Source organism: Pseudomonas sp. Y3 TE3536 (assembly GCF_053629175.1).
The window spans coordinates 3,597,179-3,618,795 of record NZ_JBRJHU010000001.1 but is presented as its reverse complement, the minus strand read 5'-3'; the positions used below and the strand labels follow the sequence as shown (position 1 = coordinate 3,618,795).

Here is a 21,617-nt window from a genome sequence, read left to right as displayed (position 1 = left end):
GTCTTTTTTCTTTCGCTCAGCGGGGACCTGTGGCGGCCAAAGGGGCCGCTGTGCGACCCATTCACCCATCGTTAGCTCATTCAGCTATCGCGTTCTTACCCACGCCTTTGGCGCGATACAGGGCCTTGTCAGCGCGGGCCAACAAATCATCCGGGTCTTCACCCTCCTGCCACTGCACCACCCCATAGCTCATGGTCAGGCGACACTCGCCAACCGGCTCCACCTGCTCCATTACCTGACGCAACCGTGCGGCCACTTCAAGCGCATCGTCCAGCGCCGTCTGCGGCAGCACGATCACGAACTCGTCACCGCCCCAGCGCGCCAGCAGGTCATGCTCGCGCAGGCAGGTGCGCAGGTTTTCGGCCACCTGCACCAACGCCGCATCGCCACGGGCATGGCCGTAGTGGTCGTTGATCGGCTTGAAGTCATCCACGTCCATGGCAATCAGCGACAAGGGGTGGCGGAAGCGCTGGGCGCGCTCGCACTCTTGCTGCAACACCTTTTCCAGCCGGTACCGATTGGCGATGCGGGTCAGCGCATCGCGCTCGGCCAGCTCGCGGTTTTCATCCAGCTGACGCTGCAATTGCTGGTTGACCCAGGACAGCTCGCGGGTGCGCTCGGCCACCAAGGTTTCCAGCGACAGGTTCTGCTGCTCAAGCTGGGCCACCCGCCGCTTGCCGGCATCGATATTGCGGTGGGCGCCAAGCATGCGGGCCACCGAGCCGTCGTCGTTGCGGGCGATGATGTAGCCGCTGTCTTCGATCCACAGGTAGCTGCCATCCTGGCAGCGGCAGCGGTACTCGATCAGGTAGCGCTCGTTGCGGTAATTGATGTAGGCCTCGAAATGCGCCATGACCCGCGGGTAGTCCTCCGGGTGAATCACGCTTTCCCAGGTGAGCACCGAGTTGGCCATGGAATGGCTGGCATAACCGAGCATGGCGTACCAGCCTGGGTTGCGGTAGACGTAGCCGGTGTTGGCATTCCAGTCCCAGATGCCGTCACTGACCAACGCGAACAAGGTCTGCAGCTGCTGCTCACTGAAGCCGGCGGGTGCCGGCATGGTTTCCTGACTCATGGACGCTCTCCCTGATGCCCAGCAACTGCGCTCCGTTCAAGGGGCTGCCGACAGTATTGATGGTTGCCGCATGCGGCAAGGCAATGCCTCTGACGGGCAAGCATATGCCCAGCGGGAAGTAACCGGAATAGGCCCAAAGCCCTATTTTGCGCCTGTTCAGTGCTGGCATGGCTTTTGCGCGTAATGCCTGCCAATGAGATTTCCAAGGAGGAAACATGATAATCGCCCACAACGGCGTCAGCTGGCAGCCCACCGCTCACCAACCCCAGCGCGTCCCTGATGAACAGGCCGTTGCCCAGGCCGCGCAACTGCGCGCGCCAGTGGCTACCGGCAACGCCGCAGCGCAACAGCACAATCAAAGCAATACCTCACAGCAAAACGCCGAGGATGCACGCGAAGAAGCCTTTGCCAAACTCAAGGTAGCGCTGCAAAACCCTGAGGTCCCTGCGCGCCAGCAAGCCAGCGCTGAAATAGAGGCGACCAGCAGCGCCTTGCAGGACTTTCGCGATTTCATGGCCAAGTCGCCTGGCGAGTTGATCAAGGAAAAGCTGCTGCTCGAAATGGGCCTGACCGAGGAGGAGTACAACGCCTTGCCGCCTGAGGCGAGGGCGAAGGTCGACGAACTGATCGCCCAGCGTATGAAGGAAGACATCGAGCGCAAGCTCCATGCGAAGGTCGAGGAGCAACTCACCCAGCAGCAAGCCACTGCGAGTGACGAGGAACAGGCAGCCAGCTAAGCGTGAAACAACGCAGGCGGTTGGTTTGGATAACCCTGCATTTCGTATAACATATCCGCCAAGCCCGCCTGCTGGAAAATCCTGTGCCGCTGCCGTCGTTCAAAGCCACCAACCTGGGGGCAACCCCTTCAATGTCCGAAATCATCGCCAAGCACCTGCGTGAGGCGATCATTTCAGGCCAGCTCGCCGAAGGCGAACCCGTGCGCCAGGACGAGGTGGCGCAAGCCTTCAATGTCAGCAAGATTCCCGTGCGTGAAGCCTTGAAACGCCTTGAAGCGGAAGGCCTGGTGGACTTTCATCGTAACCGCGGCGCACTGGTCACGCGCATCTCGGAGCCCGAACTGGCGCAGATGTTCGAGGTAAGGGTGCTGCTGGAAGTGAAGGCGATCCGCCTGGCGATCCCCAACATGACCGAAGAACACTTTACCCGTGCCGAAGCCATCTGCGCAGAGTTTATCGGCGAGGATGACATCGGCCGTTGGGCCGACCTCAACTGGGCGTTGCACGCTTGTTTATACGAGCCGGCGAAACGCCCCTATTTGATCGGCCTGATTCGCTCCATCCATGACAAGGTCGAACGGTATTTGCGTATGCAGATGAGTTTGTCGGCGGGCAAGGACCGGGCCGATCACGAGCATCGCGATATCGTCGCCGCATGCCGTGCGCGGGATGTGGAGCTGGCCGCTCGGCTGATCGAAGCGCACATCAATGGTGTGTGCCAAAGCCTTTACGATCACCTGCCCCATAACTAACTCACTCACCCACCGCGCGCCCTTTGTAGGAGCAGCCTTGTGCTGCGAAGAGGCCCGTAATAGCCCCGTAAATCTCCGCCGACAGCACCGGCCTCTTCGCAGCACAAAGCTGCTCCTACACGCCATACCGAGACCGGCCTGTTTGGCTTCGTTTTTGCTTATCTAGATATCGTATACGAAATACCATATAAGGAATGCACGGCACCCAATCGATGCCGAACTGCCTACTCCTTCTTCCAATAATACGTATCGGAGTGCAAAACGATGGCCACACCCTCAACGGCGGCATCAGTGAATGCCGTGAACACAGCAGACAAGGCGCCTGCGGGCATCAAACGTGTGGTGGCAGCCGCGATGGCGGGCGCTGTTGCCGAGTGGTACGAGTTCTTTCTCTATGGCACAGCATCGGCCTTGGTGTTCGGCCAGCTGTTCTTCCGCCAGACCGGCAGTGCGATGGACGGCATCATCGCGGCTTTCGCCCTTTACGCCGTGGGCTTTCTCGCACGCCCCATCGGCGGCTTGGTGTTTGGCCACTACGGCGACAAGGTCGGCCGCAAGCACTTGCTACAGATCAGCCTGATCGTCGTCGGGGTGACCACCTTCCTGATGGGCTGCTTGCCCACCTTCGAACGCATCGGTTACGCCGCCCCCATCTTGCTGGTGGTACTGAGGTTGATCCAGGGCTTTGCCTTTGGCGGTGAATGGGGAGGCGCGGTATTGCTGGTGTCCGAACACAGCCCGGATAACCGCCGCGGCTTCTGGGCCAGCTGGCCGCAAGCCGGCGTGCCAGCAGGCAACCTGATTGCCACGGTCATCCTCCTGCTGCTCTCCACCAACCTGACCGAAGCGCAGTTCCTGGACTGGGGTTGGCGCGTTGCGTTCTGGTTCTCGGCGGTGGTCGTGCTGATTGGCTACTGGATCCGTACCCGGGTCGACGATGCGCCCATCTTCAAAGAAGCCCAGGCCCGCCAGCAGTTGATGGAAAGCCAGCAGCTGGGCGTGGTCGAGGTGGTCACCAAATACTGGCGCGAGGTGCTGATCGGCATTGGTGCGCGGTTTGCCGAAAACATTCTGTACTACATCGTCGTCACCTTCTCCATCACCTACCTCAAACTGGTGGTGCACAAGGACACGTCACAGATCCTGCTGCTGATGTTTGGCGCTCACCTGCTGCACTTCTTCATGATCCCGTTCATGGGCTACCTCTCGGACATCATCGGGCGCAAGCCTGTGTACTTGATCGGCGCCGTGCTCACCGCGTTCTGGGGGTTCATCGGCTTCCCGATGATGGACACCGGCAACAACTGGCTGATCATGGCCGCCATCACCCTGGGGCTGGCCATCGAGTCGATGACCTACGCGCCCTACTCCGCCCTGATGGCCGAGCTGTTCCCCACCCATGTGCGCTACACCGCCCTGTCGCTGTGCTACCAGGTCGCGCCAATCCTCGCCGGTTCGCTGGCCCCGCTGATCGCGGTGACCCTGCTCAAGGAATACAACAGTTCCACACCGATCGCCTGGTACCTGGTGGCCTCCGCCGTGATCTCGATCATTGCCGTGGCCGGTGCCAGGGAGACGCGCGGCAAATCGCTGCGGGCGGTGGACGAAGAATCCGTGGCGCGCACTGCCAAGCGCTGACAGACCAACAAGAACGACAACTCTCGAGGTAATGACCATGAGCAACATCTTCACCGGCACCATCCCCGCACTGATGACCCCTTGCACCCCGGACCGCAAACCGGACTTCGACGCGCTGGTACGCAAAGGCCGCGAGCTGATAGACGCCGGCATGAGCGCCGTGGTGTATTGCGGCTCCATGGGCGACTGGCCGCTGCTGACCGAGGCCGAGCGCCAGGAAGGCGTGGCCCGCCTGGTCGCCGCCGGCATCCCGACCATCGTTGGCACCGGCGCGGTCAATTCCCGCGAAGCCGTGGCCCATGCCGCCCATGCGGCCAAAGTCGGCGCCCAAGGCTTGATGGTGATCCCTCGCGTGCTGTCCCGCGGCGCCTCGGCAGTAGCCCAAAAGGCCCACTTCAAGGCTATTCTCGACGCTGCCCCTCAGCTGCCGGCGGTGATCTACAACAGCCCATACTATGGTTTCGCGACCCGCGCCGACCTGTTTTTCGAACTGCGCCGCGAGCACCCGAACCTGATCGGCTTCAAGGAATTCGGCGGCGGTGCCGACCTGCGCTATGCCGCAGAATTCATCACCTCCAAAGATGACGACGTGACCTTGATGGTGGGCGTCGATACCCAGGTGGTGCACGGTTTCGTCAACTGCAATGCCACCGGCGCCATCACCGGCATCGGCAATGCCCTGCCGCGCGAAGTGCTGCACCTGGTCGCGCTGGCCAAACGCGCAGCCAAAGGCGATGCAAAAGCGCGCCGGCTGGCCGGCGAGCTGGAAGCGGCCCTGGCCGTGCTGTCGTCGTTCGATGAAGGCTGCGACCTGGTCCTGTACTACAAGCACCTGATGGTGCTCAATGGTGACCAGGAATACACCCTGCACTTCAACGAAAGCGATGCATTGAGCGACGCCCAACGCCGCTATGCCGAACAGCAGTACGCGTTGTTCCGCACCTGGTACGCCGATTGGTCCGCGGCCAACAACATAGATTGACCGCGCTGATCCATCGTTGAGCAATGCCCCCTTCCTCTGGCAGGGGGCGACACCTTGAACACGCAGCCATTGCGGGCAACTTTCACGCGCATTACCTTGGGAGCGAGCATCCCCCTCCCGTACACCGTCAAGGAATTCAAATGCCGTACCCCAGCGCGACCCAAGCGTTCAGACAGGGCGCCCACAGCGTCCTGCCATTGACCTCCGGGGTCGTACCCTTTGGTTTGATCACGGGGGTCACGGCCATCGGCATGGGCCTGTCGCCCGCCGATGCCATCGGCATGACGCTGCTGTTCTATTCCGGCTCCGCGCAGATGGTGGTGATGCAATTGATGCAAAGCGGCGCCCTGCCGGTGACGATGGTGGTCACGGCGCTGGTGATCAACCTTCGCTTCCTGATGTACAGCGCCAGCCTCGCCCCGCACCTGAGCCACCTGCCACGGCGCCATAAATGGCCGATGGCCTACCTGCTTTCCGACCAATCCTTTGCCTTGTGCTCATTGAAGATGTCTTCAGGCGAGCTCGGGCGCTTCGCCTTTCACTACTACGCTGGCACGGCAATTACCATGTGGTTTGGCTGGAACCTTTCGGTGCTGGCCGGCATGTACCTGGGCGCGGGCATCCCCGAAGACTGGTCGCTGGGCTTTGCCATCCCTTTGTCGTTCCTGGCGCTGCTGATCCCCAGCATCCGCAACCGGGCGACGCTCGGCGCCGCGCTGACCGGTGGCGTGCTCGCGGTGCTGGCGGTCGACCTGCCTTATAACCTGGGCCTGTTGGCGGGTGCATTGGGTGGGATCATCGCCGGCCTGACCCTCGAGAACCTGCAGAAAACAAAACCCGTACAGCCCGTAGCGGATGAACACATCGAGCAGGACGCATGATGAGCGAAATGAGCCAATGGATTACCTTCCTGCTGATCGGCCTGGGCACCTTCGCGGTCCGCTTGTCGTTCATCGAGTTCTACACCGTGCTGCGCATCCCGCCGCTGTTTCGCCGCGCGTTGGCCTACGTGCCAGCCAGCGTGCTGGCCGCACTGGTGCTGCCGGCCGTGGTGTTCCCTGACCGGCACGCCGACTTCGATTGGATGAACCCGCAAATTCCCGCCGCGATACTGGCGGGCCTGGTGGCCTGGCGTACGCGCAGCACGCTGTTGACGCTGGGCGTGGGCATGGGCGCGCTGTGGGCATTGAAGCACTGGGGGCTGTAGGCAAAGCGCGCGCACGTCTGCCGACAAAAGCGTCGGAGGGCGATGAAGGTGTGGGATCGTTTTGAAGAATGGCGTCCCAGGCAGGAATTGAACCTGCAACCTTCCCCTTAGGAGGGGGATGCTCTATCCAATTGAGCTACTGAGACGCTAGAACCGGGCAGTGAACACTGCACGGTTGGACGGCCAGCATGTTAACCAGCATGCTGCCGTTTGTCATGCTGCAACAGGCCTTTTTCACGTAATCCTTTTCTGCGGTTCCGTGGCTGGTTGGGCCAGGTACGGGATCACGCCTTCATCATGAAGCAGTTTGAACAACCCGGTCACCGCTGCCTCGAGCGTAGTGGAATTGTCCAGCACATGCACAGCAGGGTCGTCGAAGGCTTGCAGCCCCGCATTACGCGCCAGCCGCTGTTCGATCTCGTCCGGGGTTTCCCTGCCTCTGGCCAGCAAGCGCTGGCGCAATACCTGGGGCTTCACATCAATGAGCACTGCCAGAAGATCTGGGTAGCGCCGCCGCGCTTCAGCCAGATAGGCACGAGAGCCGTTCACCAGCACCGCGCTGCCCGCTTCCAGCCATTGATCAACGTGCTGCGCGATCCCGTAGCTCAGCCCATTGGCTTGCCAATGCATGGCAAAGGCACCCTGCGCACGCATCGCTTCGAACTGTTGGGCAGTGACGCCTTGGGCTGCTTCGCCCTTGGCTTCGGCCGAGCGCGTGATGATGCGGCGAGCAATTTTTACCCCGGCAGCAGTGAGTTGCTCGCGCGCGGCATCGATCAGGGAATCTTTCCCTGAACCCGACGGTCCTATCAGAAATATCAGGCGGCCTGTCGCTGATCGCCGTGCGCTTGCGTCATGTTGCATAGCCACTATGCTCTATGGAAGGAAACCCGCGCATTCTAGGAGTTTTCTTGGCCTTTTGCTGCGTTTTACCCGTTTTTGACGGCAGAAGACTGACGGCGGGACAAGTCGGAGCATGTAAAACTTTTCAAACCAGTGCTCATTTCTGATAATTGGTACTGGCAGAAAGCCTTTACCGGGCTCACTATTTGTCACAGAATTGACGCCAAGGAAACGGCGACCATGAGGCAAGATGAGCATCCAATTTTCCACGAGGGTTGAACATTTTGTTGTCGCCACGGTCGTATTTCCACCCCGTGCGGCCAATTTGAGAACCGCGTCCCCTGAACCAGTAAATCCGGTCAATTTATATGCGCCCAATGAAACAGGCTATTTACTCCAGCCGCACCGCTGACAAGTTTGTCGTCCGCCTGCCAGATGGGATGCGTGAGCGCATTGCCGAGGTAGCGCGCAACCATCACCGCAGCATGAACTCCGAGATCATCGCGCGCCTGGAACAGAGCCTTATCCAGGAAGGCGCGTTGGGTGAGGAGCTGAGCATGCGCCTGGACAGCCCTGAACTGTCCCTGCATGAGCGCGAGTTGCTGCAACGCTTCCGCCAACTGTCCCACCGCCAGCAGAACGCTCTGGTCGCCCTCATCGCTCACGATGTAGAAATGGCCGCCGACGCTTCCTGAAGGTTGCCAGCGAACACAAAAAAGCCAGCGTAAGCTGGCTTTTTTATTGTTCGTCACATCATCAGCAATCGCCTGTAGGAGCAGCCTTGCGCTGCGAAGAGGCCAGTGACAACACTATGAATGTTGGCTGCTATCAGGGCCTCTTCGCAGCACAAGGCTGCTCCTACAGGCCATGGGCTGGCCCCTCCACGAATTAGAGCAGGAACAGCGTCGCCAAGCCCAGGAAGATGAAGAACCCGCCGCTGTCGGTCACCGCCGTGATCATCACGCTGGAGCCCATCGCCGGATCGCGCCCCAGGCGTGTCAGGGTCATCGGGATCAACACCCCCATCAACGCTGCCAACAGCAGGTTCAAGGTCATAGCCGCGGTCATCACCAGGCCCAACGACCAACTGCCATACAGCCAGAACGCCACCGCACCGATCACGCCACCCCAGATCAAGCCGTTGAGCAACGATACGGCCAGCTCCTTGCGCATCAGGCGGCTGGTATTGCCCGGCGACACCTGGTCCAGCGCCATCGCGCGCACGATCATGGTGATGGTCTGGTTGCCGGAGTTACCACCGATACCCGCCACGATCGGCATCAAGGCGGCCAGTGCTACCAGCTTCTCGATCGACCCCTCGAACAGGCCGATCACCCGCGAAGCCAGGAATGCAGTAATCAGGTTGATGGCCAGCCACGCCCAACGGTTGCGCAGCGAACGCCAGACCGAGGCGAAGATGTCTTCTTCTTCGCGCAGGCCGGCCATGTTCAGCACTTCGCTCTCGCTCTCTTCACGGATCAGGTCGACCATTTCGTCAATGGTCAGACGGCCGATCAGGCGATCGCTCTTGTCCACCACCGGGGCGGATACCAGGTCGTAACGTTCAAAGGCTTGAGCCGCGTCGTAGGCATCTTCCTCGGGGTGGAAGGACACAGGGTCGGTCGCCATGACCTCTGCCACCTTCTTGTCCGGGTCGTTGACCAGCAAGCGCTTGATGGGCAGCACGCCCTTGAGAATGCCGTCATAGTCGACCACGAACAGTTTGTCGGTGTGGTTCGGCAGCTCTTTCAGGCGGCGCAGGTAACGCAATACAACTTCGAGGCTGACGTCTTCGCGGATGGTGACCATCTCGAAGTCCATCAACGCACCGACCTGCTCCTCGTCGTAGCTCAGCGCCGAACGCACACGCTCGCGTTGCTGGGCATCGAGGGTTTCCATCAACTCGTGAACGACGTCGCGCGGCAGCTCGGGTGCCAGGTCGGCCAGCTCGTCGGCGTCCATTTCCTTGGCAGCGGCGAGCAGCTCGTGATCGTCCATGTCGGCGATCAGCGATTGGCGAACCGAATCGGATACTTCAAGCAGGATGTCGCCGTCGCGGTCCGAGCGCACCAGCTGCCAGACCGTCAGGCGGTCTTCCAGGGGCAATGCTTCGAGGATGTAGGCGACGTCGGCGGGGTGCAGGTCATCGAGCTTGCGCTGCAGCTCAACGAGGTTCTGGCGGTGGACGAGGTTTTCGACCAGGTCGTGATGAGCACCCTCCTGGCGGTGGGTGAGGTCTTCGACGACGCGCTGGCGCTGCAGCAGTTCAACCACCTGAGCCAGGCGATCCTGCAGGCTCTCTTGCGCTTTCTTTACTTCTACTTCAGTCATAGGCGAACTCCACTCCCAGCAGCGGAGCACGCCGGGGGAATCAATCGGTCAGATCTTTCTGTATGAATCTTGTTAAGGAGTAACTACTGGGTAAGTCCATGGTGGTATTCCACAAGCCCCGGCGGGGCTGACGGGCGCAATCATACACTGCCTAAGCTGTCAGATCGCTTAAATTTTTGGCCAGAACAATCGTTTGCGAGATAAAGCTAGGACAACGCTCGAAGCTATGTGTGCGACGGCGCAAGCAAAAGAAAAAACACAGATGCCGCGCAAAAGATTATCGGGCCGGTTTATGTGCAGTCTAGCGGGCATCACTGAGAAACAGTGAACGGGAGAAAACAAAAAGCCCGCTCATTTGAGCGGGCTTCTTGATTGTATGGCGGACTCAGCAGGATTCGAACCTGCGACCGCTCGGTTCGTAGCCGAGTACTCTATCCAGCTGAGCTATGAGTCCGTGGTCGGTATTTTTAGGCCAGATTACCACTGGCTTGTTGAAGCGTCTTTGCAAGCAGAGCCACTTCAAAAGTGGCGGACTCAGCAGGATTCGAACCTGCGACCGCTCGGTTCGTAGCCGAGTACTCTATCCAGCTGAGCTATGAGTCCGTGGTTGGTAGTTTTAGACCAGATTACCACTGGTTGTTTGAAGTAGCCTTGTAAGCAAAGCCACTTCAAAAGTGGCGGACTCAGCAGGATTCGAACCTGCGACCGCTCGGTTCGTAGCCGAGTACTCTATCCAGCTGAGCTATGAGTCCGTGTCTTGCCGCGCATTATAGGTCGCTGAAACATTTTTGCAAGAACTTTTTTCGTTTAATTTCAACTACTTAGCGTTCTTACTGTTTACAGCGGCCTAAGCGAATAATGGCGGTGAAGGGGGGATTCGAACCCCCGATACCCTTATGAGGTATACTCCCTTAGCAGGGGAGCGCCTTCGGCCACTCGGCCACCTCACCGCAACACGAGGCGAATATTAAAGAACCTCTTTCACCTTTGCAACCCTTTTTTTGAAAAAAACTTCAAAAGAATTAAAGGCTTGGCTCCTCGTCCTTCTCTTTCTTGATCCGCAGGTAGATTTCCTCGCGGTGAACAGCCACTTCTTTCGGGGCGCTGACGCCAATACGCACCTGGTTGCCTTTGACGCCAAGCACCGTCACGGTGATCTCGCCGTCTCCAATGATCAGGCTCTCGGCGCACCGGCGAGTCAGAATCAACATAGCTTTCTCCTTACGCAAAACATTCAGGGATAACAGTCTTTGGTATCGGGGCCTGGTCGCGGACGACGACCCAGCCCTGGTTGCCCACCCCGCAGCAGCGCGTGCGTGGCGAGCAGAAACGCGAAGGGCGCGGCAAGCCGCGCCCTTCCAGGCAGCGCCTTACTCGCCCTGTCGGGCAGGAGCGTCCAGTTCGAACGCGGTGTGCAGCGCGCGTACGGCCAGCTCCAGGTACTTCTCTTCGATCACGACCGACACCTTGATCTCGGAGGTGGAGATCATCTGGATGTTGATGCTCTCCTTGGCCAGGGCTTCGAACATGCGGCTGGCAACACCTGCGTGGGAGCGCATGCCAACGCCAACGATCGAGACCTTGGCGATCTTGGTGTCGCCGATCACTTCACGGGCACCGATTTCGCGGGCGGTGTTTTCCAGCACGTTCTGCGCCTTCTCGTACTCGTTGCGGTGTACGGTGAAGGTGAAGTCGGTGGTGTTATCGTGCGCCACGTTCTGCACGATCATGTCGACCTCGATGTTCGAGGCGCTGATCGGGCCGAGGATCTTGAAGGCCACGCCCGGGGTGTCCGGCACGCCGCGAATGGTCAGCTTGGCTTCATCACGGTTGAAGGCGATACCGGAAATGATCGGCTGTTCCATGGATTCCTCTTCATCAATGGTAATGAGGGTACCCGGACCCTCCTTGAAGCTGTGCAGCACGCGCAGCGGGACGTTGTACTTGCCGGCGAACTCCACCGAACGGATCTGCAGCACCTTGGAACCGAGGCTGGCCATTTCCAGCATCTCTTCGAAGGTGATCTTCTCCAGGCGCTGTGCCTGCGGCACCACGCGCGGGTCAGTGGTGTAGACACCATCGACGTCGGTGTAGATCTGGCACTCGTCAGCCTTGAGCGCCGCCGCCAGGGCTACGCCGGTGGTGTCGGAGCCGCCACGGCCGAGGGTGGTGATGCTGCCGTGCTCGTCGACCCCCTGGAAACCTGCAACCACGACCACACGCCCTTCCTTGAGGTCGGCGCGAATCTTCTGGTCGTCGATCTGCAGGATGCGGGCTTTGTTGTGCGAGCTGTCGGTCAGAATGCGCACCTGGTTACCGGTGTAGGACACCGCTGGCACACCACGCTTGATCAAGGCCATGGTCAGCAGGGCAATAGTGACCTGCTCACCGGTCGACACGATCACATCCAGTTCACGCGGAACCGGCTGATCGGTGATCTGCTTGGCCAGATCGATCAGGCGATTGGTTTCACCGCTCATGGCCGACAGCACGACCACCAGGTCGTCGCCCGCCTCACGGTGTTTCTTGACCTTTTCGGCTACCTGCTCGATCCGCTCGATGGAACCGACAGAGGTGCCGCCAAATTTCTGTACGATCAACGCCATTTCAATGGTGCCTCAGCCCATACAGGGCCCCAAAAAACAATCCAACATGAAGGAGCCGGCGACTAGACCGCCGGCCCCCTCATCTCAAAGTCCCTGCTCTGCGAACGGCACGGCCAGCGCCAGGGCCTGGTCCAGCGCAGCGACGTCGACGCCGCCACCCTGGGCCATGTCCGGACGGCCACCGCCCTTGCCACCCACTGCCGCAGCGGCTTGTTTCATCAGATCGCCAGCCTTGAGTTGGCTGGAGAGGTCCTTGGTCACGCCGGCCACCAGCACGACCTTGCCCTCATGCTCACTGCCCAGCAGGATCACTGCGTGGCCAAGCTTGTTCTTCAGCTGATCGACCAGGGCCAGCAAGGCCTTGCCATCTTGCCCATCCAGGCGAGCGGCAAGCACCTTGGCACCCTTGACCTCAACGGCCGCGTTGGAGAGATCATCCCCGGCGGCGCTGGCGGCCTTGGCCTGCAGCTGTTCCAGCTGCTTCTCCAACTGACGGTTGCGCTCGAGCACCGCCGACAGCTTGTCGATCAGGTTGTCACGGTTACCCTTGACCAGTTGCGCGGCTTCCTTCACCTGCTCTTCAGCAGCGTTCAGGTAGGCCAGCGCAGCCGCGCCGGTAACCGCTTCGATACGACGTACCCCAGAGGCCACGCCGCCTTCGCTGATGATCTTGAACAGGCTGATATCGCCAGTGCGCTTGGCATGGATACCCCCGCACAGCTCCACCGAGAAGTCGCCACCCATGCTCAGCACGCGCACGGTATCGCCGTACTTCTCGCCGAACAAGGCCATGGCGCCTTTGCGCTTGGCGGTCTCGATGTCGGTCACCTCGGTCAGCACTTCGGTGTTGCGGCGCACTTCACGGTTGACGATGTCTTCCAGGGCCTTGATCTGCTCTGGCTTGACCGCCTCGAAGTGGCTGAAGTCGAAACGCAGGCGCTGGCTGTCGACCAGCGAGCCCTTCTGCTGTACGTGATCGCCCAGCACCTGGCGCAGCGCTTCGTGCAGCAGGTGAGTGGCCGAGTGGTTCAGCGAGGTGGCGTGCTGCACGTCGGCGTCGACCTTGGCCTCGACCTCGGCACCCACGCTCAATGCACCGCTGGCAACCACACCGTGGTGCAGGAAGGCACCGCCGGTCTTGGTGGTGTCGCGCACGTCAAAGCGCACGGCGCCAGCCTGCAGGAAGCCGCTGTCACCCACCTGGCCGCCGGACTCGGCGTAGAACGGCGTGCGGTCGAGGATCACCACGCCCTGCTCGCCTTCGCCCAACTGCTCGACGGCCTGGCCGTCCTTGTACAGAGCAATGACCTTGGCCTGGCCTTCGGTGGTGGTGTAGCCCAGGAAGTCTGTGGCGGTGTCGACCTTGACCAGGCTGTTGTAGTCCATGCCGAAGGCGCTGGCAGAGCGCGCACGCTCACGCTGAGCGTCCATTTCACGCTCAAAACCGGCTTCGTCGATGGTCAGCTCGCGCTCGCGGGCGATGTCGGCGGTCAGGTCCATGGGGAAGCCGTAGGTGTCGTACAGCTTGAACACCACGTCACCCGGCACCACGTCACCCTGCAGTTGCGCCAGGTCCTGCTCGAGGATGCGCAGGCCTTGCTCCAGGGTCTTGGCGAATTGCTCTTCTTCAGCCTTGAGCACGCGCTCGATATGCGCCTGCTGGCTCTTCAGCTCTGGGAAGGCTTCGCCCATCTCGGCCACCAGTGCGGCAACGATCTGGTAGAAGAAGCTGCCCTTGGCGCCCAGCTTGTTGCCGTGGCGGCAAGCGCGGCGAATGATGCGGCGCAGCACGTAGCCACGGCCTTCGTTGGACGGCAGCACGCCGTCTGCGATCAGGAAGCCGCACGAACGGATATGGTCGGCGACCACTTTCAGCGACGCCTGGCTGTCATTGCTGCAACCGATGGCCTTGGCCGCGGCGCTGAGCAGGTTCTGGAACAGGTCGATCTCGTAGTTCGAGTGAACATGCTGCAGTACCGCACTGACACGCTCCAGCCCCATGCCGGTGTCTACCGAGGGGGCTGGCAGCGGGTGCAGGACGCCATCGGCGGTGCGGTTGAACTGCATGAAGACGTTGTTCCAGATCTCGATGTAGCGGTCGCCGTCTTCTTCCGGCGAGCCGGGTGGGCCGCCCCAGATGTCGGCGCCGTGGTCGTAGAAGATCTCGGTGCAAGGGCCGCACGGACCGGTATCGCCCATGGTCCAGAAGTTGTCGGACGCGTACGGGGCGCCTTTGTTGTCACCGATGCGCACCATGCGCTCGGCCGGCACGCCGATTTCCTTGGTCCAGATGTCGTACGCTTCGTCATCGGTGGCGTAGACGGTGACCCAGAGCTTTTCCTTCGGCAGGTTCAGCCACTTGTCCGAGGTCAGGAAGGTCCAGGCGTAGGTGATCGCGTCGCGCTTGAAATAGTCGCCGAAGCTGAAGTTGCCCAGCATCTCGAAGAACGTATGGTGACGCGCGGTGTAGCCGACGTTTTCCAGGTCGTTGTGCTTGCCACCGGCGCGTACGCATTTCTGGCTGCTGACGGCGCGGGTGTAGGCGCGCTTTTCCTGGCCGAGGAAGCAGTCCTTGAACTGGTTCATACCGGCGTTGGTAAACAGCAGGGTCGGGTCATTGCCCGGGATCAGGGAGCTGGAGGCAACTCGGGTGTGTCCCTGCTCTTCGAAGAAGCGAAGGAAGGCTTCACGGATTTCTGCGCTTTTCATAGGTTCTTCCACGGAAACGGCGGCCCTGGTGGGCAAACGCGTCGACGAAACGACGGCAAAGGGCCGCATTATATCGGTCCTGCAAACTCGGTGCAGTGTGTTTATGCGATGGAAAACGTCGAATAGACGGTTTTCAGGCGGTTGCAAACGAAAATGACATGATCGGATGCTAATTGCAGCCTTTCGCCACTGGCAAGCCCATTACGGCCGAAGGGAAGGGAAAATGGAATAGACGGTGAATTAAAAGGTTTTCATGGTGAAACAGGATCCAATAATCCTGCATTTCCGGTAGGCGCAGCCTTGTGCTGCGAAGCGGCCAGTGCAAGCAGCGAGCATTCATTGTGCTTGCACTGGCCGCTTCGCAGCACAAGGCTGCTCCTACAAGGGCGGTATTCAGCCAAGGCGCTGGCCCGAATCCGGTACCACCAGAATTCCCGCGCGCAGCCCGTTTTTTACCTTGGGGTTGGGGAAGATGATCCGCGCGCCCTCCTCCTCGACCACCCAGCGCATTTCGGCCAGGTCTTCGGCCAGCAGGTAACCCTTGCTCAGCTCGGAGAAGTTTTCGATATCCGCCGGCAAGTGCAGGCGGAAGCCCTCGCTGTGCTTGATGATCTCGCGGGCGACGCTGAACAGTTTCAAGCCCTCGAGCGAGTCTTCAGTCTCAGGCTCGGTGCCTTCGATGATCTGGATCAGGCGCTCTTCCAGCTTGTCGAGGTTGACCTGCTCGTTCTGCCCGAACGGCCGCGCCTTGCCAAGCTCCAGGGTGAACGCCTCGGCGTCGAGCTGCTCGTAGGTGAAGGCGCTGAAGGTAATGGACGACTTGCTCTGCAACAGCACGGCCTCCATACCCGCTGCGGCCAGGCGCGCCAGCTCCCGGCGGGAATGCTTGCGCCCTTCCTTGTAGGGGTACAGGGCAAACTGCTCGATCTTCGAGCCACGGATGGCGGTATGCAGGTCGTAATGCAGGCGGGGGCGGCCCGGCTTGCTGAAGAACACCCGGGCAAACTGTTCAAGCTCGGCGGCGCGCAGCGCCTCGAAACCACTGGACAGCTCGTGGCGACCATTGAACAGGCGGTTGATGTCCTGCTCGACGAAGCGCTCGCCCTTGCGGATGGCCGCCGGGTTGCCGAACAGGAACAACACCCGCGAACGCGGCTTGATCTTGCCATTGGCCACGCCATGCAACAGGCGCTCGAGCAACTCGATCGGCGCCGTTTCGTTACCATGGATACCGGCCGACAGCAGCAGGTCGAGCCCACTGTCCTCATGCTCGGGCGGGCGCACCTCAAGGGCGCCCTCCCCCAGCCAGCGCAAACGCACGCCCTTGGGTGTAACTTGGGTCTTCTCGGCCGGTTCGTGATCGGTCAAGGTCAGCTCAAGCAATTTGCCGAGGGCGAGCATAGGCACTTCCTTAGTGGTGGTGGCCGCAATCAGGGCCATGGACGTGATCGTCGCCATCAGCGGCTTCAGCCAGCTCCATTTCCAGCTGCAGGCTGACCAGGTTGGTGGCCATCGGGCGCAGCAGCAGGTTGGCATACTCGGTGTCGTTTTCATCGACATCCACGCCAATCAGCAACTGGCCGCGGCCGTCCTGCTGAATCCACACTTCCTTGCCTTGCCAGACCACAGCAAAACGGGTGCAGGAGGTTTCCAGCTGGGTGCCGTCTTCGTCTTCGAGGATCAGGCGCAGGGCATCGGTCATTACTTAGTCTCTCTTCAAGGTTGGCGTTGGAACGGATAGACCGAACCCAATTTCAGAATCTGGGTCAACTCATCCAGTGCCGTACGGCATTCGACCAGCAGTTGCGGATCGGCCAGCTCCGCTTCGCCAAGGCGATCGCGGTAATGCTTGTCGACCCATTGCAGCAGGGTGTCGTACAGCGGCGCGGTCATGATAACGCCTGGATTCACCGCCGCCAGTTCCGATTCCTTCAATGCCACGCGCAGACGCAGGCAAGCAGGGCCTCCGCCGTTCTGCATGCTCTGCTTGAGGTCGAACACTTTGACCTCTTTGACCGGGCCGCCCTGCTGGGTCAGTTGTTCCAGGTAGGCCCAGACGCGCTCGTTACTGCGGCACTCTTCCGGCACTACCAGCAGCATGGAGCCGTCGTCACGGCTGAGCAGCTGGCTGTTGAACAGGTACGAACGCACGGCGTCGTCTACTGCCACCGCCGCACGCGGCACACGGATGGCCTGGAAGTTGCCGCCCTTGTTGGCCAGTTTAGCTTGCAGTTGGCCAAGCACCGCATCGGTCTCGAGGAAGGCGTCCTCGTGGTAGAACAGCACCTCGCCGTTGCCCACCGAAATCACGTCGTTGTGGAACACGCCCTGGTCGATCACTGCCGGGTTCTGTTGAGCGTAGACCACGCCGTCGTCGCGCAGGCCGTGCAGCCGCACCACGGCCTGGGACGCCTCCAGGGTTTGCCGCGCCGGGTACTTCTGCGGCGCAGGGTAGCGGCTGTCGAAGGCGCTGCGGCCGTAGACGAAGAATTCGACGCCCGCCTCGCCATAGCTGCGGCAGAAGCGGGTGTGGTTGGCCGCGCCCTCGTCACCGAACTGCGCCACCGCCGGCAATGCCTCGTGGTGGGCGAAGTGCTTGGCATCGGCGAACATCGCCCCCAGCACACGGCTGGTGGTCGGGTGCTCGATGCTGCGGTGGTATTTGCAGTTGAGGTTCGCAGCAGTGAAGTGCACGCGGCCATCGGCGGTGTCGGCACTGGGGCTGACCGTGGCAGCGTTGGCCACCCACATGCTTGAGGCCGAGCAACTGGCCACCAGCAACGGCATGGCCTGCTTGGCGGCGCGCTGGATCACTTCGGCATCGCTGCCAGAGAAGCCCAGGCGGCGCAGCGCAGCCACGTCCGGGCGCTCCTGCGGGGCCAGCACGCCCTGCTTGAAGCCCATGTCGGCCAAGGCCTTCATTTTTGCCAGGCCCTGGCGCGCCGCTTCACGCGGGTTGGACGCCTGCTGGCTGTTGCTTTGCGAAGCCACATTGCCGTAAGACAAGCCGCCATAGTTGTGGGTAGGCCCCACCAGGCCATCAAAATTCACTTCATAGGATTTCATCGGCTAGGCTCCGAGACCGTTTGTTATAGGGTGACGCCCGGCGTCAAGGTTGCCGGCAAGGCAAGGCTGGCGGTCTCCAGCGAAGCCACGGGGTAAGCGCAGTAGTCGGCCGCGTAATAGGCGCTGGCGCGGTGGTTGCCGCTGTTGCCGACACCCCCGAACGGCGCGCTGCTGGCGGCGCCGGTCAACTGTTTGTTCCAGTTGACGATGCCCGCCCGGCTGCGCAGCCAGAAGTACTGGTAACGGGCGCGGGAGTCGGACAGCAGCCCGGCGGCCAGGCCGTACTGGGTGTTGTTGGCCTCATCGATGGCGGCCTCGAAATCGGCGTAGCGAATCACCTGCAGCAACGGGCCGAAGAACTCTTCGTCCGGGCGGTCGGCAACGGCGCTGACATCGAGAATGCCCGGTGTCAGCAACGCGGCATCAGCCTCGGGCTGGGTCATTTCCAGCAACTTCACAGCGCCCTTGCCCACCAGCTCTGCCTGGGCTGCGATCAGCGCCTGCGCTGCCTGCAGCGAAATCACCGAACCCATGAACGGCGCTGGCTGCTGGTCGAAAGCGCCAACGGTGATGCTTTTACACACCTCGACCAGCCGCGTGATCAACGAATCGCCCCACGCCCCTTGCGGCACCAGCAGGCGTCGTGCACAGGTGCAGCGCTGGCCAGCAGAAATGAAGGCCGACTGGATGATGGTGTACACCGCAGCGTCCAGGTCCTTGACCTCGTCCACCAGCAACGGGTTGTTGCCGCCCATCTCCAGCGCGAGGATCTTGTCCGGGCGCCCGGCGAACTGCTGGTGCAACAGGTTGCCAGTGCGGCTGGAGCCGGTGAAGAACAACCCGTCGATTCCCGGGCTGGCCGCCAGCGCCACGCCCGTTTCACGCGCGCCCTGGACCAGGTTGAGCACTCCAGCAGGCAAGCCGGCGGCGATCCAGCAGTTGACCGTCAGTTCGGCCACCTTGGGCGTCAGCTCGCTGGGCTTGAAGACCACGCAGTTGCCCGCCAGCAGTGCCGGCACAATGTGCCCATTGGGCAAGTGGCCGGGGAAGTTGTAGGGCCCGAACACCGCCACCACACCGTGGGGCTTGTGCCGCAGCACGGCCGTGGCATCGGCCAGTGGGCCGCTTTTTTCACCGGTGCGCTCACGGTAGCTCTGTACCGAAATCGCCACCTTGTTGATCATGCTGGTGACTTCGGTCGCCGATTCCCACAGCGGCTTGCCGGTTTCTTCGCCGATGCAATGCGCCAGCGCTTCAGCATGCTGCTTCAGCTGTTCGGCAAACTTTTCCAGCACATCGATACGTGCCTCCAGGCTCAACTGCGCCCAGGCCGGAAAGGTCTGGCGCGCAGCCTTCACGGCAGCGTCAACCTGGCTGGCGTCGGCGCCCTGCCCGTCCCAGACAACGGCCTGGGTCACGGGATTGAGCGATTGCAGGGGTGCTCCCTGGCCGGCCTGCCAGTGGCCGGCGATGTAATGCGTAGTCATTTACTGGGCCTCCCGGCTTGCCGACAGCGGCACGGCACGCACGTTGTCGCCAGCCCCCATGCGCAGGCGCTTGGCGGTCAGCGGGTCGACCACCAGGGTGCCAGCCGCCAGGCGTGCAGGCGCGGCCGTGATGCGGCAGTCGTCGCGTTTGCGGTTGTGGATGATGTAAGGGGTGGCGTCATCGCCCGGGGTACCGACCGCCAGCACCAGGGTCTGGCTTTCGCGCACGGCGCGAATCTTGGCGGTCTCGCACTCGATGGCGGGGCCTGCGTCGAAGATGTCGACATAGCCCTGGTAGTTGAAACCTTCCTGCTTGAGCATGGCCAGCGCAGGCTCGGTGTCGGTGTGGACACGCCCGATCACGTTGCGCGCGGCTTCGGAGAGGAAGCAGGTGTACAGCGGGAACTTGGGCATCAGCTCGGCGATGAACGACTTGTTGCCCACCCCGGTCAGGTAGTCGGCCTGGCTGAACTCCATCTTGAAGAAGTGCCGGCCCAGGCTTTCCCAGAACGGCGAGCGGCCCTGCTCGTCGGACATGCCGCGCATCTCGGCAATGATCTTCTTGCCGAACAGCTCCGGGAACTCGGCGATGAACAACATCCGCGCCCGCGACAGCAAGCGGCCATTGAGGCCGGAACGGTAGTCACTGCGCAAAAACAACGAGCACAGCTCGGAGTTGCCGGTCAGGTCGTTGGCCAGGAACAGGGTGGGGATCTCGCGGTAGATGTTCAGCTCCTGCGAGGCGCTGACGGTGAGCCCGACCCGGTAGTTGTACCAAGGCTCACGCAGGCCGACGGCCCCGGCGATGGCGCTGATGCCCACCACCAGGCCCTCGTCGTTTTCCAGCACGAACAGGTAGTCGGTATCGCCCCGCTCGGCTTCGCCACGGAAGCTCTTCTCGGCCCAGCCCACGCGATGCCCAAGGCGCTCTTCGTTGGCTGGCAGCGTGGTCAGCCCGGTGGTACCGGTGCTGCGAGCCAATTCGATCAGCGCGGGTAAATCGCTGCTGCGTACGGGACGAACGATCATGCTATCTCCTTGAGCGGCGACCTCTGCCACCGCGAAACGCTTCGTTTCGAGCTTGCTGTTTCGAGCTGCCTGCGCAGGCTCACGCCTTAGACGGCAACCAGCCGCACGCTTGCACCCTCACCGACACCCAGGGCCTCGGCTGCGTCGCGCCCCAGGCTGACCGGCTTGCCGGGCACCCAGTCGAGTTCCAGCAACACCGCGCGGTAGTCCTGCAACTGGCCGTTGCACACCAGGTACGGGCGCCCCCCCTTGGCCGGGGCCTCCTCCAGCTTGACCGGTACTACACGGCTCTGGGCAATCGAGCGGATGCCCGAAGCCCGTGCGTGCAAGGTCGGCCCGCCGTCGAAGATGTCGATGTAGTGCTCGGTCTCAAAGCCTTCACGCATCAGGATGTCGAAGGTGATCTGCGCCCGCGGATGCACTTGGCCCATGGCCTCCTGGGCTTCGTCGGGCAGCAGCGGCACGTAGATCGGGTAGTGGGGCATCAGTTCGGCCAGGAAGGTACGGCTCTTCAGCCCGCACAGGCGCTCGGCATGGGCGTAGTTGAGGTCGAAGAAATTGCGGCCTATGGCATCCCAGAAAGGCGACTCGCCCTGATCGTCGCTGTAGCCCACGATCTCGGTCACCACCGAATCGGCAAAACGCTCCGGGTGCGAGGCCATGAACAGCAGGCGGCCACGCGAGTTGAGCTCGGCCCAGCCGCTGCCGACCAATTCGGGCAGCACGTAGAAGCTGGTCAGCAAGCTGTTGCCAGTCAGGTCGTGGCACAGCGAGAGGACGTGGATCTTGTTGTGGATCTTCAGCTCGCGCGAGGCGTGCACGAAGGTCTCGTTACGGAAACTGTAGAACGGCTCGGAGTAACCGGCCGAGGCGACGATGGCCGAGCAGCCGGCAAGCTTGCCGGTGTCGCTGTCTTCGAGCACGAAGAAGTAGCTTTCTTCGCCATTGAAGCTGACCTCGGCGGCGAAGGAGGTTTCCGACGCGGCGATCTTGTCGCCCAGACGGGCAGTATCGTCCGGCAGCGAGGTGACACCAATGGGGCTGTCGGCAGCCATGCGCTGCACTTCGTTCAGGTCAGCCATTTGCGCGGGGCGCATCACCAGCATGGTGTCACTCCTTTGGTAAAGCGGGCCGTTCGTGACGGCACGAAAAAAC

Annotated in this window: 19 protein-coding genes and 5 tRNA genes; 7 read left to right on the top strand and 17 right to left on the bottom strand. The window is 61.5% G+C overall.

Annotated features, from left to right (window positions below):
* Positions 1-76: 76 nt before the first annotated feature.
* Positions 77-1,075, bottom strand: coding sequence for a sensor domain-containing diguanylate cyclase (locus tag AB7M33_RS16325; RefSeq protein ID WP_454243121.1), 999 nt, complete (start codon positions 1,073-1,075; stop codon positions 77-79).
* Positions 1,076-1,290: 215 nt separating this feature from the next.
* Here AB7M33_RS16325 and AB7M33_RS16320 point away from each other — a divergent pair, with 215 nt between their 5' ends.
* The 6 genes from AB7M33_RS16320 (at position 1,291) to AB7M33_RS16295 (ending at position 6,391) form a co-directional block, all read left to right on the top strand.
* Positions 1,291-1,812, top strand: a complete 522-nt coding sequence (locus tag AB7M33_RS16320; protein WP_454243120.1) for a hypothetical protein — start codon at positions 1,291-1,293, stop codon at positions 1,810-1,812.
* 131 nt (positions 1,813-1,943) lie between these two features.
* A complete protein-coding gene (locus AB7M33_RS16315; RefSeq protein ID WP_454243119.1) occupies positions 1,944-2,564 on the top strand; it encodes a GntR family transcriptional regulator in 621 nt (206 codons plus the stop codon).
* Between the two features lie 264 nt (positions 2,565-2,828).
* Positions 2,829-4,202, top strand: a complete 1,374-nt coding sequence (gene abaF / locus AB7M33_RS16310) for a fosfomycin efflux MFS transporter AbaF (RefSeq protein ID WP_099430119.1) — start codon at positions 2,829-2,831, stop codon at positions 4,200-4,202.
* Between the two features lie 37 nt (positions 4,203-4,239).
* Positions 4,240-5,184, top strand: coding sequence for a dihydrodipicolinate synthase family protein (locus AB7M33_RS16305; RefSeq protein ID WP_454243118.1), 945 nt, complete (start codon positions 4,240-4,242; stop codon positions 5,182-5,184).
* A 140-nt stretch (positions 5,185-5,324) separates the two neighbouring features.
* Positions 5,325-6,065, top strand: coding sequence for an AzlC family ABC transporter permease (locus tag AB7M33_RS16300; protein ID WP_265969583.1), 741 nt, complete (start codon positions 5,325-5,327; stop codon positions 6,063-6,065).
* On the top strand, positions 6,065-6,391 hold the full coding sequence (locus tag AB7M33_RS16295) for an AzlD domain-containing protein (protein ID WP_099430121.1): 327 nt from the start codon (positions 6,065-6,067) through the stop codon (positions 6,389-6,391). Before AB7M33_RS16300 ends, AB7M33_RS16295 begins: the two co-directional genes overlap by 1 nt.
* Before the next feature lie 69 nt (positions 6,392-6,460).
* Here the strand turns inward: AB7M33_RS16295 and AB7M33_RS16290 are convergent.
* A tRNA-Arg gene (locus tag AB7M33_RS16290) sits at positions 6,461-6,537 on the bottom strand.
* Between the two features lie 88 nt (positions 6,538-6,625).
* Entirely contained in the window at positions 6,626-7,255 is a 630-nt protein-coding gene (gene phnN, locus AB7M33_RS16285) for a phosphonate metabolism protein/1,5-bisphosphokinase (PRPP-forming) PhnN (protein WP_454243117.1), read from the bottom strand.
* Between the two features lie 347 nt (positions 7,256-7,602).
* Here phnN and AB7M33_RS16280 point away from each other — a divergent pair, with 347 nt between their 5' ends.
* The gene (locus AB7M33_RS16280; RefSeq protein ID WP_027915923.1) at positions 7,603-7,929 is read left to right on the top strand and encodes an Arc family DNA-binding protein; all 327 of its coding nucleotides are present in this window, start codon (positions 7,603-7,605) and stop codon (positions 7,927-7,929) included.
* A gap of 193 nt (positions 7,930-8,122) precedes the next feature.
* On the opposite strand, the gene mgtE is transcribed toward AB7M33_RS16280, so the two are convergent.
* The 14 genes from mgtE to aruF all read right to left on the bottom strand — a co-directional run bounded on the left by mgtE (position 8,123) and on the right by aruF (position 21,568).
* Positions 8,123-9,565 (bottom strand): magnesium transporter, encoded by a 1,443-nt coding sequence (gene mgtE / locus AB7M33_RS16275; RefSeq protein ID WP_027593075.1) that lies wholly within the window; start codon positions 9,563-9,565, stop codon positions 8,123-8,125.
* Between the two features lie 377 nt (positions 9,566-9,942).
* Positions 9,943-10,019: transfer RNA gene (locus AB7M33_RS16270), tRNA-Arg, on the bottom strand.
* A gap of 72 nt (positions 10,020-10,091) precedes the next feature.
* Positions 10,092-10,168, bottom strand: a tRNA-Arg gene (locus AB7M33_RS16265).
* 72 nt (positions 10,169-10,240) lie between these two features.
* Positions 10,241-10,317: transfer RNA gene (locus tag AB7M33_RS16260), tRNA-Arg, on the bottom strand.
* Between the two features lie 107 nt (positions 10,318-10,424).
* A tRNA-Ser gene (locus AB7M33_RS16255) sits at positions 10,425-10,515 on the bottom strand.
* Between the two features lie 72 nt (positions 10,516-10,587).
* On the bottom strand, positions 10,588-10,776 hold the full coding sequence (gene csrA / locus AB7M33_RS16250) for a carbon storage regulator CsrA (RefSeq protein ID WP_003254503.1): 189 nt from the start codon (positions 10,774-10,776) through the stop codon (positions 10,588-10,590).
* A 159-nt stretch (positions 10,777-10,935) separates the two neighbouring features.
* Positions 10,936-12,171: an aspartate kinase gene (locus AB7M33_RS16245; RefSeq protein ID WP_027593076.1), complete on the bottom strand. Its 1,236-nt coding sequence runs from the start codon at positions 12,169-12,171 to the stop codon at positions 10,936-10,938.
* A gap of 84 nt (positions 12,172-12,255) precedes the next feature.
* Positions 12,256-14,880, bottom strand: a complete 2,625-nt coding sequence (gene alaS, locus AB7M33_RS16240; RefSeq protein WP_085272489.1) for an alanine--tRNA ligase — start codon at positions 14,878-14,880, stop codon at positions 12,256-12,258.
* A gap of 393 nt (positions 14,881-15,273) precedes the next feature.
* Positions 15,274-16,281: a succinylglutamate desuccinylase gene (astE, locus tag AB7M33_RS16235; RefSeq protein WP_027593078.1), complete on the bottom strand. Its 1,008-nt coding sequence runs from the start codon at positions 16,279-16,281 to the stop codon at positions 15,274-15,276.
* Between the two features lie 10 nt (positions 16,282-16,291).
* Positions 16,292-16,582 (bottom strand): hypothetical protein, encoded by a 291-nt coding sequence (locus AB7M33_RS16230; protein WP_027593079.1) that lies wholly within the window; start codon positions 16,580-16,582, stop codon positions 16,292-16,294.
* 14 nt (positions 16,583-16,596) lie between these two features.
* The gene (astB, locus tag AB7M33_RS16225) at positions 16,597-17,946 is read right to left on the bottom strand and encodes an N-succinylarginine dihydrolase (protein WP_252825320.1); all 1,350 of its coding nucleotides are present in this window, start codon (positions 17,944-17,946) and stop codon (positions 16,597-16,599) included.
* Positions 17,947-17,969: 23 nt separating this feature from the next.
* Complete coding sequence (astD, locus tag AB7M33_RS16220) at positions 17,970-19,433, bottom strand: succinylglutamate-semialdehyde dehydrogenase (RefSeq protein ID WP_454243116.1); 1,464 nt, start codon at positions 19,431-19,433, stop codon at positions 17,970-17,972.
* Positions 19,434-20,462: an arginine N-succinyltransferase gene (gene astA, locus AB7M33_RS16215; protein WP_027593082.1), complete on the bottom strand. Its 1,029-nt coding sequence runs from the start codon at positions 20,460-20,462 to the stop codon at positions 19,434-19,436.
* An 86-nt stretch (positions 20,463-20,548) separates the two neighbouring features.
* Positions 20,549-21,568, bottom strand: a complete 1,020-nt coding sequence (aruF, locus tag AB7M33_RS16210; RefSeq protein WP_027593083.1) for an arginine/ornithine succinyltransferase subunit alpha — start codon at positions 21,566-21,568, stop codon at positions 20,549-20,551.
* Positions 21,569-21,617 lie beyond the last annotated feature (49 nt).

Coding starts and splice junctions, on each gene's coding strand:
- AB7M33_RS16245 (WP_027593076.1), bottom strand. CDS start 12,171: ATGGCGTTGATCGTACAGAAATTTGGCGGCACCTCTGTCGGTTCCATC.
- AB7M33_RS16325 (WP_454243121.1), bottom strand. CDS start 1,075: ATGAGTCAGGAAACCATGCCGGCACCCGCCGGCTTCAGTGAGCAGCAG.
- aruF (WP_027593083.1), bottom strand. CDS start 21,568: ATGCTGGTGATGCGCCCCGCGCAAATGGCTGACCTGAACGAAGTGCAG.
- AB7M33_RS16305 (WP_454243118.1), top strand. CDS start 4,240: ATGAGCAACATCTTCACCGGCACCATCCCCGCACTGATGACCCCTTGC.
- AB7M33_RS16295 (WP_099430121.1), top strand. CDS start 6,065: ATGAGCGAAATGAGCCAATGGATTACCTTCCTGCTGATCGGCCTGGGC.
- astB (WP_252825320.1), bottom strand. CDS start 17,946: ATGAAATCCTATGAAGTGAATTTTGATGGCCTGGTGGGGCCTACCCAC.
- AB7M33_RS16280 (WP_027915923.1), top strand. CDS start 7,603: ATGCGCCCAATGAAACAGGCTATTTACTCCAGCCGCACCGCTGACAAG.
- abaF (WP_099430119.1), top strand. CDS start 2,829: ATGGCCACACCCTCAACGGCGGCATCAGTGAATGCCGTGAACACAGCA.
- mgtE (WP_027593075.1), bottom strand. CDS start 9,565: ATGACTGAAGTAGAAGTAAAGAAAGCGCAAGAGAGCCTGCAGGATCGC.
- AB7M33_RS16300 (WP_265969583.1), top strand. CDS start 5,325: ATGCCGTACCCCAGCGCGACCCAAGCGTTCAGACAGGGCGCCCACAGC.
- AB7M33_RS16230 (WP_027593079.1), bottom strand. CDS start 16,582: ATGACCGATGCCCTGCGCCTGATCCTCGAAGACGAAGACGGCACCCAG.
- AB7M33_RS16320 (WP_454243120.1), top strand. CDS start 1,291: ATGATAATCGCCCACAACGGCGTCAGCTGGCAGCCCACCGCTCACCAA.
- phnN (WP_454243117.1), bottom strand. CDS start 7,255: ATGCAACATGACGCAAGCGCACGGCGATCAGCGACAGGCCGCCTGATA.
- astE (WP_027593078.1), bottom strand. CDS start 16,281: ATGCTCGCCCTCGGCAAATTGCTTGAGCTGACCTTGACCGATCACGAA.
- AB7M33_RS16315 (WP_454243119.1), top strand. CDS start 1,944: ATGTCCGAAATCATCGCCAAGCACCTGCGTGAGGCGATCATTTCAGGC.
- alaS (WP_085272489.1), bottom strand. CDS start 14,880: ATGAAAAGCGCAGAAATCCGTGAAGCCTTCCTTCGCTTCTTCGAAGAG.
- astA (WP_027593082.1), bottom strand. CDS start 20,462: ATGATCGTTCGTCCCGTACGCAGCAGCGATTTACCCGCGCTGATCGAA.
- csrA (WP_003254503.1), bottom strand. CDS start 10,776: ATGTTGATTCTGACTCGCCGGTGCGCCGAGAGCCTGATCATTGGAGAC.
- astD (WP_454243116.1), bottom strand. CDS start 19,433: ATGACTACGCATTACATCGCCGGCCACTGGCAGGCCGGCCAGGGAGCA.